The organism is Pseudomonas sp. MPB03, from assembly GCF_046605385.1.
GTDB classification, from domain to species: Bacteria; Pseudomonadota; Gammaproteobacteria; order Pseudomonadales; family Pseudomonadaceae; genus Aquipseudomonas; species Aquipseudomonas zanjanensis.
Map to the genome: position 1 here is coordinate 1912668 of NZ_CP176770.1, position 14091 is coordinate 1926758.

Sequence of the window (14091 nt, forward strand, 5' to 3'; positions counted from 1 at the left end):
GCGCTTCGAAGCTCAAAGCGCTTTGGGACCAGGTGACGCGCAGGTTACTTCTTGCCCAGGCTGATCTGCTTGGACGGGCCGAATGTCTGGCCGCTGACGCCTTTGGCAATTTGCTGGATCTCGCCGCCGGACTTGAGGAACGCAGCGATCTGGTCGTTGATCGACTCGCTGGTTTCAACGGCTGGAGCTGGCTTTGCTTTGCTGTTGGATGCTTTTACGCGCATGACGGCCATTAACCTGTAGATAATTAATTGGGCCAGGCATCGTACAGGAAATACTTGACAATTGCTTGGCAAATATCCTTCTGAATTTTCGTCGGCGTGACGGGAATAATGCGCGGTTATCCGTCAATTATTGCCCTAAGCCCCTGTTTTAAATAACAACCGTGCGAAAAATAATGTGCCGATGGCAAGCGGTACGCACCGCCGCTCGCCTGACGAATGGCCGTGCCCGGGATGAAAACCCAGGAAAATCAAAGGTTGTGCCGGGCCTTGTCGGCAAACCGTGCCGGCGGCCACGAATCGCACCGCAAAACCGGGTAGAATGCCGCCCACGCAATGAGGGTATTGGAAATGGCTTTAGTCGGGCGCTACAACAGTTTGCAAGTGGTTAAACACACTAACTTCGGTTTATATCTGGACGGCGGTGCGGACGGCGAAATCCTGCTGCCCAATCGATATATTCCCAAGGATATTCCCAGCGAAGATGAAGATTGGCTCAATGTTTTCATTTATCTGGACAGCGACGACAAACTGATCGCTACCACAGAAAAACCCAAGGTCCAGGTCGGTGAATTCGCCAGCCTGAAAGTGGTTGAGATCAACAGCATCGGCGTGTTCCTGGACTGGGGCCTGCCCAAGGACCTGTTGCTGCCGTATTCCGAAGAAAAGCGCCAGATGACCGCCGGCGAATACTGCGTGGTGCACGTCTACCTCGACAAGCACACCCGCCGCATCACCGCCACGGCGCGCCTGGATCGTTATCTGGACAAGACCCCGGCCAACTACACGCCGGGCCAGGAAGTGGATTTGCTGGTCGCCGAAGCCACCGACATGGGGTTCAAGGCGATCATCAATAACAAGCACTGGGGCCTGATCCATAAGAATGAAATCTTCAAGTTCATGCGCGCCGGCAAACAGGAAAAGGGCTTCATCAAGGAAATCCGTCCGGACGGCAAGATCAGCCTGAGCCTGCAGCCCGTTGGCCAGGAGGCCGCCACCAGCCTCAACGCCAAGATCCTCGCCAAGTTGCGTGAGAACAACGGCACCCTGGCGGTCAGCGACAAGAGCGACCCGGCGCTGATCAGCAGCCTGTTCGGCGTGAGCAAGGGCAACTTCAAGAAGGCCATTGGTGCGCTGTACAAGAATGGGCAGATTGTCATTCATGCGGATCGCATTGAATTGAGCTGATCGAACGCAGAATCCTTGGCTTGTGAACCTTGTGATCAATGATCCAGTGGCTTGTGACCTTGTGGCGAGGGAGCTTGCTCCCGCTGGCCTGCGCAGCGGGCCCCGGCGTTCTTCCTGACATGCTGTGGTGATACAACCGCTTTTGGGGCTGCTTCGCAGCCCAGCGGGAGCAAGCTCCCTCGCCACGGGTGCTCATCTCTGTATACAAACTCCTGCACCTTTAGCATGCATCCACGCCCTGTTCGTGGGCGCATGCCTGCGCTTGCCTGGCTTTAGCCCCCGCTACACACCCCGGTTTGTCTCATATTCCACGCCTATGGCACGCATTCTGCGTAGCAACCCGTATACAAACCATGCCGGCTCCCGTGCGCAGTATGGTGAGCAGGTCGATACGGGGGCACGGCGGTACTCAAAAGGAGCCCCGCAATGTCCGAGCAATTGCCCAACGGCTACAGCCCCCGCCTCTATAACCAGGACCTGGGCCCGCTGCCGCAGAAATGGAATTGGTACAACATCTTCGCGTTCTGGATGAGTGATGTGCACAGCGTCGGCGGCTATGTGTTCGCTGCCAGCCTGTTCGCCTTGGGCCTGGCGAGTTGGCAAGTGCTGATCGCGTTGCTCGGCGGGATCTGCATCGTGCAGTTGATCGCCAATCTGGTCGCCAAGCCGAGCCAGCAGGCGGCAGTGCCTTACCCCGTCATTTGCAGGTTGGCGTTCGGCGTGTTCGGGGCGAATATTCCGGCGGTGATCCGCGGGCTGATCGCCGTAGCCTGGTACGGGATTCAGACGTACCTGGCGTCCAGCGCGCTGATCATCGTGGTGCTGCGGTTTTTTCCTTCGATGGAAGTCTACGCGACGCCGCATTTTGCCGGTTTGTCCTACCTGGGCTGGTTCGGTTTCCTCAGCTTGTGGTTCGTCCAGGCGCTGGTGTTCTGGACCGGCATGGAGTCGATCCGGCGTTTCATCGATTGGGCCGGACCGGTGGTGTATGCGGTGATGTTCCTGTTGGCCGGCTGGATCGTGTGGAAGGCCGGTTGGAGCAATATCAGCTTCACCCTGGCGGAAAAGTCGTTGTCTGGCTGGCAAGCGTTCGGCCAGGTGATTGTGGCGACGGCCCTGGTGGTGTCGTACTTTTCCGGCCCGACGCTGAATTTCGGCGATTTCAGCCGTTACTGCCGGAGCATGTCTGACGTGCGCCGGGGCAATTTCTGGGGGCTGCCGGTGAATTTCCTGGCGTTCTCCCTGGTCACCGTGGTGATTGTTTCCGGGACCTTGCCGGTGTTCGGTGAAATGCTCCACGACCCGATTGCCACCGTGGCGCGCATCGACAACGACGTGGCCGTCCTGCTGGGGGCCTTTGCCTTCGTGACCGCCACCATCGGCATCAACATTGTCGCCAACTTTGTGTCCCCGGCGTTCGACTTTGCCAACGTCGCGCCGAGCAAGATCAGTTGGCGCGCCGGTGGCATGATCGCGGCGGTGGCGTCGATTTTCATCACGCCGTGGAACCTGTTCAACAACCCTGAAGTGATCCACTACACCCTGGACGTGCTGGCCGCCTTCATCGGCCCGCTGTTCGGGATTCTGCTGGTGGATTACTACCTGATCAAAAAACAGCAGATCGACGTCGATGCGCTGTTCAATGACGGGCCGAGCGGACGCTATTACTACAGCGGCGGTATCAACTGGACCGCGGTCAAGGCGCTGATCCCGGCGACCTTGATGGGCGTGGCAATCACCTTCACGCCGCTGCTGCAACCGATGGCCAACTTCGCCTGGTTCACCGGTTGCTTCCTCGGCGGGGTGTTGTATTTCGCCTTGGCCCTACGAGAGCCGACCGCGCAATCGAGCAAAGCGTTCAGCCCGGCCGGCCAGGCCTGATCAACGCAGGGCGGTCTGGGCGCAAGGGCCCACCGCGCCCCGGCTGGCGGGCCGCAGCAACAGGCCGCCAGCCAACAGCAGGCCGCTGCCGGCAATGATCAGCGCCGGTTGCAGGCCGCCGCTGAAATGGCTGCTCAGCGCTGCCAGCAACGGCCCGCTGAGCTGACCCACGGCAAAGCAGGCGGTCAGCAGGCCGGCGTTGCGCTGGGTGGCGTGGGGGGCCAGTTCCCGGGAGCGCAGCATCACCAGCTGCATGCAGGCCAGGAATGGCGCACCACACAGGATCACCCCCAGCGCCAGCCCCGGCCCACTGCCCAGCAGGCAGGCAAACACCCCAGCGGCTTGCAGCCAGAGCGTACCGATCAGCCAGCGACCGGTGCTGTTCGGGTTCGGCCGCCGCAAGCTGACCAGCAACACGCCGATGGCGGCGGCCAGGCCGAAGCAGGGCCAGAACAGGTCCGCCAGCCATTGTCCGTGGAACTGCGCCGAGGCCATTTGTGACAGGAACGTGGCCGGAATGATGTAGCCCACGCCGTACAAGGCATACACCACGCCCAGTCGAGCGATGCCACGATTCGGCGAGGAGGTGACTGGCGCGGCAACGGTCGCGGTTGCGGCGGGTTGCGGCAGGATCGGCAGAATCACCAGCAACATCGCCAGCGCTACGCCGGCGTACGTCAGCCACAGGGTTGCGGAGGTCTGGTCCAGCAGGTTCGAGCCCAACGCCAACAAACCTGTCAGGAAAATCCCCAACCCAGGGCCGGCAAACACCAGTGCGCCGAGCCGTGGCCGTCCCGTCGCCGCTGCCAAGGGTTGGCTCAGGGCGGTAATCATCACCATCACCCAGGCGCTCGCTACGCCGGTGCCGAAGCGCAATGCCAGGTGCGGCCAGAAGCCCCAGGCCCAGAACGACGCCAGGGTCAGCAGCACGCACAGCCACAGGCCGCCGAGCAACCGCCGCCGCACCTGTTCCGGGCGCCGGGCGAACATGGCGTCCAGGGCACCGAGGAAATAACCCAGGTAGTTGGCGGCGGCAATCAGACCGGCGGCGGTCAAGTCGACCTGACCTTCGCCGATCAAATGAGGTAACTGCGGTGTGAGGGCGAAGCGGCCGATGCCCATGGCCATCATCAGCGCGATGAAACTGCCAAGCAGGCGAATTAGGGGTGACATGGTCGTTCTCCGGGTGTCGGGGCGAATGACCGTCAGGCTAGGACTGATTGACTTTCATTAAAAATGAATAATAGTGAGTAACTTGTTCTTTTTTGGAGAAGGTCGTGGAGTTCAGCCAGTTAAGGATTTTCCAGGCCGTGGCCGAGGAAGGTTCGATCACCCGGGCGGCGGAGCGCTTGCACCGGGTGCCCTCGAATCTGTCGACCCGGCTTAAGCAGCTCGAAGAGCAGTTGGGCGTAGACCTTTTCCTAAGAGAGCGTCAGCGCTTGCAGTTGTCACCGGCAGGAAAAGTCCTGCTGGACTATGCAACCAAGCTCTTCGCCTTGCACGACGAAGCCCACGCAGCGGTGCAGGGCGGACAGCCGGCCGGGGATTTCCTGCTGGGCACGATGTACAGCACGGCGGCGACGCATTTGCCGGACCTGCTGGCGGCGTATCACCGGACGTATCCAGCGGTGAACCTGCAAGTGCAGTCGGGGCCCAGTGGTGAACTGTTTGAAGGCCTGCTCACCAATCGGCTCGATGCGGCGTTGGTGGACGGTCCGTTGGAGTTGGCGGGGCTGGATGGCGTGCCGTTGTGCGACGAACGGTTGGTGCTGATCACCGAGGCCGATCACCCGCCGGTGCGCAGTGCGCTGGATGTGCAGGGCCGCGCGGTGTTCACGTTCCGCCGTGGCTGCTCGTACCGGATGCGCTTGGAAGCCTGGTTTGCCCATGATCACGCGACCATGGGCCGGGCGATGGAAATCGAGTCTTACCAGGGGATGCTGGCGTGTGTGATCGCCGGATCCGGCGTGGCGTTGATGTCCGAGTCGATGTTGGCCAGCCTGCCGGGCCGCGAGCGGGTGACGGTGCATCCGCTGGCCGAGCCGTTTGCCAGCGCCACCACTTGGCTGATGTGGCGTAAAGGCATGGTCGGGGCCAACTTGAATGCCTGGATTGAATTGCAACAACAGGCGTGGCCGCGAGCGCCAATGATCACGGCGCAATCGGCTTGAACTCCGGGAGGTGGATTTGGATCAATTCAGTAACAGATCATTGCAAACTGAGACGAGCATTGCGTAGCACATCGGACTATTATCAGTGCGAAGGGGCCACAGAAATCTGCCGCTCGCACCACCCTGAGGGGGCACCACGATGAAAGAGAAAATCCAGAACTGGCTTCACGACTTGGGTGTCGCGCTTGGCCTGATCGAGCCGCCGATGCAACCGGTACCGATCCGCACCGATGACGAGCAACGCCGCCGCCAGCCGCGCCGCCGTTAAACCCACCAGGAATTTGCAGAGATCGCAGTTCCGGACCATCTCGATCGAGATGGCCCGGAACTGCGATCTTTTTATTGGCGAAGACAAACCCCTGTGGCGAGGGGATTTATCCCCGCTCGACTGCGCAGCAGTCGCAAACAGGTCATGAGTATCTTCTGAAGGATAGGAAACGCTTAAACTGGACTGCTTCGCAGCCCAGCGGGGATAAATCCCCTCGCCACAAATGTGTTCGGCTTGATTCAGTGGTCGATCAAACCGCCTTGGCCACCACGTTCGACCTGGGCGACAGCAAGCTCACCAGCACGAAACTCACCAGCGCCACGCTCAGGCTGTAGTAGATCGGCGTGTTCGCATCCAGGCCATCCTTGAACATGAAGAACAGCGCGGTCAAGAAGCCCAGCGACATGCTGGTGATCGCGCCAGCGGTGGTGGCGCGTTTCCAGTAGATGGCGCCGATCAGCGGAATCAGCATGCCGCCCACCAACAGGTTGTAGGCCAGGGTGAGGGCGCTGATGACGTCGCTGACCACCAGGGCGATCACCAGGACCACCGCCCCCATCAGCAGGGTGGCGATGCGGTTTTCGTGGACGTCGCCGCTGCCACTCTCACGGCCATGACGCAGGCGGGGCAGCAGATCCTGGACCACCGTGGTGGACGCGGCGAGCAGGCCCGCCGCGGCGGTGGACATCAAGGCCGCCAGGGCCGCGGCGATCACCAATCCACGAATGCCATTGGGCAGGCTGGTCTGCACCACGCTGGCGAAGGCGTTGTTGACGTTTTCCAGATCCGGCAGCAATACCTTTGCCGCCATGCCGATCAACGCCCCAGCCAGGCCGTACAGCACGCAGTACAGGCCGGCGGCGGTGCCGGCCACTTTGGCCACGCCTTCGCTGCGGGCGGTGAACACCCGCTGCCAGATGTCCTGGCCGATGAAGATGCCGAAAAAGTAGATCAGGAAGTAGGTGAGGATGGTGTCCCAGCCAATCGCGGTGAAATCGAAGTAGCTGGCCGGCAAGGCCGCCACCATCGCGTCCCAGCCGCCGGCATCGCCGATGGACATTGGCATCAGCAGGAACACCAGGCCAATGGTCATGATCAGGAATTGCACGATATCCGTGAGGGTCAGCGACCACATGCCGCCAATGGTGGAATACAGCACCACCACACCACCGCCTACGAGGATCGACATCCAGAACGGCAGGCCGAACAGCACCTGCATCACGGTGCCGATGGCGATGGTCGAGGTGGCGCCGATCATCAGCGCATACACCAGCATGATCAGCGCACTGGCCTGGCGCGCGGCCGGGTTGTAGCGGCGTTCCAGCACTTGGGTCACGGTGTAGATCTTCAGTTTGAGCAACGGCTTGGCCAGGAACAGGCTCAGGCCGACGATGCCCAGGCCGATGGCGCCGCACAGCCAGAATCCGGAAATGCCATGGACGTAGCCCAGGCGCACGGTGCCGATGGTCGATGCGCCGCCCAGCACGGTGGCGGCCATGGTGCCCAGGTAGAAGCCCGGGCCGAGGTTGCGCCCGGCGACCAGGTAGTCGTCACGGGTCTTGGCGCGGCGCATGCCATACCAGCCGAGGGCGATCATGCCGGCGGCGTAGATGAGAACGACGATTAAATCCAAAGCCATGATGGCGTGTCTCCGATTGTCTTTTTTATGTGGGACGAGGCGGTGCTGTCCCTGGCACTGCAGCCTCAGTGCGAACGGGCTGTTGTGGCGAGGGAGCTTGCTCCCGCTGGGCTCTGTAGGAGCTGGCGAAGCCTGCGATCTTTTGATCTTTCGCTTGAGATTCAAGTGGCTGGGGAAAGATCGCAGCCTCGTTGCACTCGACAGCTCCTACGGGCGCGACCCAGCGGGAGCAATCTCTGGCCACAGGTATTTCGTTTGCTCGGATCAGGCGGTTTGCCTGAGGACTGGTTTATCGCTGGGCACCGAAGCGTCCTGGCTCCGCGGATCCTGCGGCCCATACACCGCCGCCGGCTCTGGAAACAGCCCCAACAACGCCAGGTACACCACCGAGGCCAGGCCCAGGGTCACCGGCAGGCTGATGTCGATCCCGCCGGCCAGTTCCCCCAGCGGCCCGACGAACTGCCCCGGCAGGTTGACGAAGCACAACCCCACCAGCGCGCTGGGGATCCACGCCCCCAGGCCGCGCCAGTTCCAGCCGTGGCTGAACCAGTAGCGCCCGCCGGTTTCGCCGCGGGTGAAGACTTGCAGATCGTCCGGGCAATAGAAGCTGCGGCGCACCAGCAGGCCGATGATCATGATCACCATCCACGGCGTGGTGCAGGTGATGATTAGCACCGCGAAGGTCGACACGCTCTGCACCAGATTCGCCGCGAAGCGCCCGATGAAGATGAAGGCAATCGACAGCACGCCGATCAGCAGCGTCGCCTTGACCCGCGACAGCAGCCGTGGAAACACACTGGACATGTCCAGCCCGGTGCCATACAGCGACGTGGTGCCGGTGGACATGCCGCCGATCACCGCGATCAGGCACACCGGCAGGAAGAACCACCCCGGCGACACCGCCAGCAGCCCGCCCACGTAGTTGTTGGCCGCGATGTAGTCCGGCGCCTTGATCGCCACGATGGTGGCGGTGGCGAGGCCGAACAGGAACGGGATCAAGGTCGCCAGTTGCGCCGCGATCACTGCCAGCATGATGCGGCGCTTGGGCGTGTTGCGCGGGATATAGCGCGACCAGTCACCGAGGAACGCACCGAAGGAAATCGGGTTGCTCATGGCCACCAGCGCCGCGCCGATGAAGGCGGCGTAGAAGCCCGGCTGGCCAAGGCTGACCGTGCCGGCGAACTGGCTGTCAAAGGTCGGTGCGAAGGCGAAAATGCCCAGCAGGAACAGCAGGCTGGCGGCCCACACGGCGATGCGGTTGACCCACAGCATGAAGCGGAAGCCGTAGATGCACACGGTCAACACCAGCAGGGCGAACAGGCCGTAGGCCAAGCCCAGGCTCAAGTCGGTTTCCGGCACGCCGATCAGCCGCTTGGCGCCGCCGATCAATGCATCGCCCGAACTCCACACCGACAGTGAGAAAAACGCGATGGCGGTCAGCAACGAGAGGAACGAGCCGACGATTCGCCCGTGCACGCCGAAGTGCGCACCGGATGACACCGCGTTGTTGGTGCCGTTGAGCGGACCGAACAGGCCCATCGGCGCGAGAATGATCGAACCCACCAACACGCCCAGCACAATCGCCCAGACCCCGGCCTGGAACGACAGGCCGAACAGCACCGGAAAACTGCCGAGCACGGCGGTGGCAAAGGTATTGGCGCCGCCGAAGATCAGGCGAAACAGGTCGCCCGGGCCGGCGGTGCGTTCGTGGTCCGGGATCTGTTCGACCCCGTTGGTTTCAATCTGCGTAAGGCTTTTATCGTTATTGTTATTCATGATCTGCTCCGATCATCGAGGCGCATTCATCGGTTGTGAATGTCGCCTGTGGCTAAGGGGGTGGCAGCCCTTCCGGCATTGCGGACAAATGTTCATGACAGGCCAGCCATAGGCCTTGTTGTTCTTGGCGAAACACAATGGTTTCGCGCTCCTGGCTAATGTGAAGCTCCCCTTGCATGCGCAGCTCGGTGGCCACGTCATGGATGAAAATCGCCACGTCCCCTTGCAGGCTGACGAAGGCGTTGCTCGAGGTGCAGCTCAGCACCTCGAAGCCATCCTCGGACCGCCAGCGATCCCACAACGCCTGGTAGGCATCGCGTGACAGCAGGGGCTGTTCGAGGGTGTGGAACACGAAGCTCGCATCGGTGCTGAACGCACTGAAATAAGCCTCGCGATCGTTGCGGGCGAAGGCCGACACCAGCTCGGCGGCGGCCTTGAGAACCTGGTCTCGATGGTTCATGGCGGCGCCTCAGCGATGAACCACGCCAGGCAGTACGCAGAGCATCTCGTACAGCAGGTTGGCGCCCAGCAGCGAGGTGTTGCCGGTGGTGTCGTACGGCGGCGAGACTTCTACCAGATCGCAACCGACCAGGTCGAGGCCCTGGCAGCCACGGATGATTTCGATCGCCTGGATGGTGGTCAGGCCACCGATTTCCGGGGTGCCGGTGCCGGGCGCCCAGGCCGGGTCGATGCCGTCGATGTCGAAGCTCAGGTACACCGGGCCGCCGCCGACTTTTTCACGCACTTCGGCCATCAACGGCGCCAGGGATTTGTGCCAGCACTCTTCGGCCTGGACCACGCGAAAGCCCTGGTGGCGGCTCCAGTTGAAATCATCGGCCGTGTAGCCCTGGGCCCGCAGGCCGATCTGCACCACGCGGTCGCAATCGAGCAGGCCTTCTTCCACGGCGCGGCGGAAGGTGGTGCCGTGGGCGATTTTCTCGCCGAACATGTGGTCGTTCACATCGGCATGGGCGTCGATGTGCACCAGGCCGACCTTGCCGTGTTTCTTGTGGATGGCTCGCAGTATCGGCAGGGTGATGGTGTGGTCGCCGCCCAGGGTCAGGGGGATGACGTTGTGTTCGAGGATCTTGTGGTACGACTCTTCGATGATCCGCACCGCGTCCAGCAGGTTGAAGGTGTTGATCGCCACGTCACCGATGTCCGCCACTGACAGCGAGTCGAACGGTGCGGCGCCGGTGGCCATGTTGTAGGGGCGGATCATCACGGATTCGGCGCGAATCTCCCGCGGCCCGAAACGGGTGCCGGCGCGCAGGGAGGTGCCGATGTCCAGCGGCACGCCGACGAAAGCAGCGTCCAGGCCGGCAGCGGTGGGAAGGTGGGGGAGTCGCATCATGGTGGCGATGCCGCCGAAGCGCGGCATTTCGTTGCCGCCCAGTGGTTGGTGAAGAATCTTGTCCACGGGTAGGGCCTCATCGTTGTTTTATTTATCAGGGGCCGATTCTGCGAAAAGTGTTTGCCGTGAAGAATCCCTGGCGGCAAATACTTAGTTCAGATTTTTCTAAACTAATGGCGGGTGGGGCGATAGACTCCGCAGCAGCGCAATCCTGGGGCAGACGATTACCCCGGTGGCGAGGGAGCTTGCTCCCGCTGGGCTGCGAAGCAGCCCCAAAACCATTCCCCTCGGTGTATCAGGTACATCGCGTGGGTAGGTTTACGACTGCTTCGCAGCCGAGCGGGAGCAAGCTCCCTCGCCACAAAAGCGCGACAAGTACTGTCTATGTGTGATCCGGAGACACCCCCATGGCCAATGCTCTACCCGACCTGAAACTGCTGCGCATTTTCGTCAGCGTGGTCCGGCACCAGGGGTTCGCCAATGCCCAGCACGAGCTCAACCTCTCCACCTCGGCCATCAGCACTTATATGAGCCAACTGGAATCGGCCCTGGGCCTGGTGCTCTGTCATCGCGGCCGGGGTGGGTTCAGCCTGACCAGCAAGGGCGAATTGTTCCATCAGGAAACCTTGCGCCTGTTGGGCGAGCTCGAAGGGTTCGAGCAGTACGCCGCCGCGCTCAAGGGTGAGCTGCGTGGCACCTTGAACCTGGGGGTGATCGACTCCACCGTCAGCGACAAGGCCTTGCCGTTCGCCGAAGCCATCGGTGCCTACAGCCAGGAGCATCCGGCGGTGCATTTGCACCTGTCGGTCATGAGCCCTTACGAGCTGCAACTCGGCGTGCAGGACAACCGCCTGGACCTGGCCATCGGTGCGTTTTCCACGCGCATGAGCGGGCTGGTCTACATGCCGCTGTACCGTGAGCAGCACTGGTTGTATTGCAGCAACCGTCACCCGCTGTTCAACGAGCGGCGCATCCCCGAGCAGGTCATCACCCAGCAGCGCATGGTCGGGCGCGGTTACTGGAGCCAGGCCGAACTGGCCCGTCATGGCTTCAAGCACAGCGCGGCGACGGTGGAGAGCATGGAAGCGCAGTTGATCCTGGTGTTGTCCGGGGCCTACGTCGGTTACCTGCCTGAACACTACGCCCAGGCCTGGGTCGACAAGGGCGACTTGCGCGTGCTGTTGCCGGCGACCTTCGGCTATCAGGCGCCGTTTTCGATGATCGTACGCCGTGGTCGCAGCCGCGAGCCGCTGATCCAGACCTTCCGCGATTTGCTCAAAGCTCAACTGAACCAGGCCTGACCATGTCCAGAACTCAATGCCCGCGCTGCCAACGACCGCAAAGCCACTGCCTGTGCCCGTTGATCCCCAGCCTCGACAGCCGCACCCGCGTCTTGCTGTTGCAGCATCCCAGCGAAGTGAACCACGCCTTGAACACTGCCCGCTTGGCGGCGTTGGGGCTTAATAACGCTGAACTGATCGTGGGCGAGGTGTTCGAGGATTTGCCCAGGTTGCTCAATCAACCGGGTTATCAGGCGCGGTTGTTGTTTCCGGCTGACGATGCACAGCCGCTGCAAGCCTATGCGCCCTCCGATGAGCCGTTGCTACTGGTCGTGCCCGACGGCACTTGGCGCAAGGCGCGCAAGCTGCTGCACCTCAACCCGCTGTTGGCGGCGCTGCCGAGGGTGACATTGGCCGAGGGCGGGGTGTCTCGTTATCGTTTGCGCAAGGCACCGGGGCCGGGGGCGTTGTCGACGGTGGAGGCGATTGTCCAGGCGTTGCAAGTGCTTGAGGCGCCGGTGAGCTTCGAGCCGTTGCTGCGGCCGTTCGAGGCGTTGATCGAGGGTCAGATTGCGGCGATGGGGGAGGAGACGTTTCGGCGTAATCATGCTGAGAAATAAGTCGTGACTGTGCTGGCCTCATCGCGAGCAGGCTCGCTCCCACAGTTGATCTCCAGTGCATGCAAAATCTGCTAACACCACAGAACCAATGTGGGAGCGAGCCTGCTCGCGATAGCGGTAGAGCAATCAAAGAAAGTCTCAGCTCAAGGCCTATCGCTCACGCATCGCCTCGGTCCGCGCCTTCAAGACCGGCTTGAGCAAGTAATCCAGGACACTTTTCTCCCCAGTGATGATGTCCACCGTCGCCACCATCCCCGGAATGATCAGTAACGGCTTGGCATCGCCGCCCAAGTGGTTTTTATCGGTCCGTACCTGGATCAAATAGAAGCTGTTGCCCTTGTCGTCGGTGATGGTGTCGGCACCGATCAGTTCGAGCTTGGCGCTGAGCCCGCCATAGATCGTGTAGTCGTAGGCGCTGAACTTGACCATGGCTTTCTGGCCTGGGTGCAGGAACGCCACGTCCTGGGGGCGGACCTTGGCTTCGATCAGCAAGTTGTCTTCCAGGGGCACGATTTCCACCATGTCGTTGCCCGGCTGCACCACGCCGCCGATGGTATTGACCTTCAATTGCTTGATCACCCCATGCACCGGCGAGACCACGGTGGTGCGGGTCACGCGGTCGTCGATGGCGATGCTTGAGGCGGTGATCTTCGACAGTTCGGTGCGTTTCTCGTTGAGGTCCTTGGCTGCCTCGGAACGGAAGGTCTGTTCCGATTCGTCGATCTTGCTCTTGATCTCGTTGATCGCCGATTCGGCCCGGGGAATGGCCAGGGTGGTGGCATTGAGCGAGCCACGGATTTCCACCGCGCTGCGCTTGAGCCGCAGGATCTCCACCGGCGATACCGCCCCGGTGCGCACCAGCGGCGCGGACATATTCATTTCTTCTTGCAGCAAGGCCAGGGCGGAGCTGAACTGGCCTTGCTTGGAACGAAACTCCGCCAGTTCCTGGGTCTTCTGCCGCAGCTGTTCGGTCAGGGTCCGTTGTTCGCTGGCCAAGCGTCGCTGGCGTTGTTCATACAGCGAGCGTTCGTCCTCGGCCACTTGCGGGGCCTTGGCGGTGACCTCTGCCGAGAGCGCGAAGGGCCGCCCTTCAGCTTCGGCCGACAGGCGCTCGACCTGAGCCGTCAGGGCATAGCGATCAGCCTCGCTCTCGCCCTTGTTCGACAGGAACCGCGTATCGTCGAGGCGCAGCAGGGTGTCGCCCTTGTTCACCATCTGGCCTTCGCGCACGAAAATCTCGGTGACGATGCCGCCCTCCAGGTTCTGGATCACCTGGATCTTGCTCGACGGAATCGCCTTGCCTTCGCCGGTGGTGACTTCCTGCAAGACCGCAAACTTCGCCCAGACCAACCCGGTGACGATCAACCCGGCGGCCAGCCACACGGTGACCCGTGAGCGACGGGGCGAATCCTGCAGCGTGGCGCCGGCGGTTTCCGGCATGAACTCGCTTTCGGCGCTTTTGCTGAAACTGCCGAAGTAGCTTCGGGCGGCTGAATCCGGTGTTTGAGCAGACATGGGGCGGTACCCGTTGGTTAAGTGAAAAGAGCTGGGTGCTGCTTTTTGTGGCGAGGGAGCTTGCTCCCGCTCGGCGGCGAAGCCGTCGTAAAACCTGCCGGCGCGGTCCGCCTGACACAACCGGGTGAATCGCCTTGGGGCTGCTTCGCAGCCCAGCGGGAGCAAGCTTCCTCGCCAC

Annotated in this window: 13 protein-coding genes; 6 read left to right on the top strand and 7 right to left on the bottom strand. The window is 61.8% G+C overall.

Annotated elements, in window-relative coordinates; all coding sequences use genetic code 11:
- Positions 1–44 precede the first annotated feature (44 nt).
- Positions 45–233, bottom strand: coding sequence for a hypothetical protein (locus tag ACLH0I_RS08475; RefSeq protein ID WP_018607615.1), 189 nt, complete (start codon positions 231–233; stop codon positions 45–47).
- A gap of 339 nt (positions 234–572) precedes the next feature.
- On the opposite strand from ACLH0I_RS08475, the gene ACLH0I_RS08480 reads away from it, so the two are divergent.
- Together ACLH0I_RS08480 and ACLH0I_RS08485 are read left to right on the top strand one after the other, a co-directional pair.
- Positions 573–1409 carry a S1 RNA-binding domain-containing protein gene (locus ACLH0I_RS08480; RefSeq protein WP_186704614.1) on the top strand — a complete coding sequence of 279 codons (837 nt, stop codon included), beginning with the start codon at positions 573–575 and terminating at the stop codon, positions 1407–1409.
- Positions 1410–1835: 426 nt separating this feature from the next.
- Positions 1836–3290 carry an NCS1 family nucleobase:cation symporter-1 gene (locus ACLH0I_RS08485; protein ID WP_186730818.1) on the top strand — a complete coding sequence of 485 codons (1455 nt, stop codon included), beginning with the start codon at positions 1836–1838 and terminating at the stop codon, positions 3288–3290.
- On the opposite strand, the gene ACLH0I_RS08490 is transcribed toward ACLH0I_RS08485, so the two are convergent.
- Positions 3291–4463 (bottom strand): MFS transporter, encoded by a 1173-nt coding sequence (locus ACLH0I_RS08490; protein ID WP_411386784.1) that lies wholly within the window; start codon positions 4461–4463, stop codon positions 3291–3293. It abuts the gene before it with no gap.
- 104 nt (positions 4464–4567) lie between these two features.
- Between ACLH0I_RS08490 and ptrR the strand changes: the two genes are divergently transcribed.
- Together ptrR and ACLH0I_RS08500 are read left to right on the top strand one after the other, a co-directional pair.
- On the top strand, positions 4568–5461 hold the full coding sequence (ptrR, locus tag ACLH0I_RS08495) for a putrescine utilization regulator PtrR (protein WP_411386785.1): 894 nt from the start codon (positions 4568–4570) through the stop codon (positions 5459–5461).
- Between the two features lie 139 nt (positions 5462–5600).
- Positions 5601–5729, top strand: a complete 129-nt coding sequence (locus ACLH0I_RS08500; protein ID WP_003198971.1) for a PA1414 family protein — start codon at positions 5601–5603, stop codon at positions 5727–5729.
- A 250-nt stretch (positions 5730–5979) separates the two neighbouring features.
- Here ACLH0I_RS08500 and ACLH0I_RS08505 read toward each other — a convergent pair whose 3' ends face one another.
- The 4 genes from ACLH0I_RS08505 to speB form a co-directional block, all read right to left on the bottom strand.
- Entirely contained in the window at positions 5980–7368 is a 1389-nt protein-coding gene (locus tag ACLH0I_RS08505; RefSeq protein ID WP_411386786.1) for a sodium:solute symporter, read from the bottom strand.
- Between the two features lie 264 nt (positions 7369–7632).
- Complete coding sequence (locus ACLH0I_RS08510) at positions 7633–9147, bottom strand: purine-cytosine permease family protein (RefSeq protein ID WP_411387476.1); 1515 nt, start codon at positions 9145–9147, stop codon at positions 7633–7635.
- Between the two features lie 49 nt (positions 9148–9196).
- On the bottom strand, positions 9197–9604 hold the full coding sequence (locus tag ACLH0I_RS08515) for a YybH family protein (protein WP_411386787.1): 408 nt from the start codon (positions 9602–9604) through the stop codon (positions 9197–9199).
- 9 nt (positions 9605–9613) lie between these two features.
- A complete protein-coding gene (speB, locus tag ACLH0I_RS08520; protein ID WP_411386788.1) occupies positions 9614–10564 on the bottom strand; it encodes an agmatinase in 951 nt (316 codons plus the stop codon).
- A 341-nt stretch (positions 10565–10905) separates the two neighbouring features.
- On the opposite strand from speB, the gene ACLH0I_RS08525 reads away from it, so the two are divergent.
- Both ACLH0I_RS08525 and ACLH0I_RS08530 read left to right on the top strand, forming a co-directional pair.
- Complete coding sequence (locus ACLH0I_RS08525) at positions 10906–11799, top strand: LysR family transcriptional regulator (protein WP_003184133.1); 894 nt, start codon at positions 10906–10908, stop codon at positions 11797–11799.
- 2 nt (positions 11800–11801) lie between these two features.
- A complete protein-coding gene (locus tag ACLH0I_RS08530; RefSeq protein WP_411386789.1) occupies positions 11802–12398 on the top strand; it encodes a tRNA-uridine aminocarboxypropyltransferase in 597 nt (198 codons plus the stop codon).
- 150 nt (positions 12399–12548) lie between these two features.
- Here ACLH0I_RS08530 and ACLH0I_RS08535 read toward each other — a convergent pair whose 3' ends face one another.
- Positions 12549–13913 carry an HlyD family type I secretion periplasmic adaptor subunit gene (locus tag ACLH0I_RS08535; protein WP_186704623.1) on the bottom strand — a complete coding sequence of 455 codons (1365 nt, stop codon included), beginning with the start codon at positions 13911–13913 and terminating at the stop codon, positions 12549–12551.
- Positions 13914–14091 lie beyond the last annotated feature (178 nt).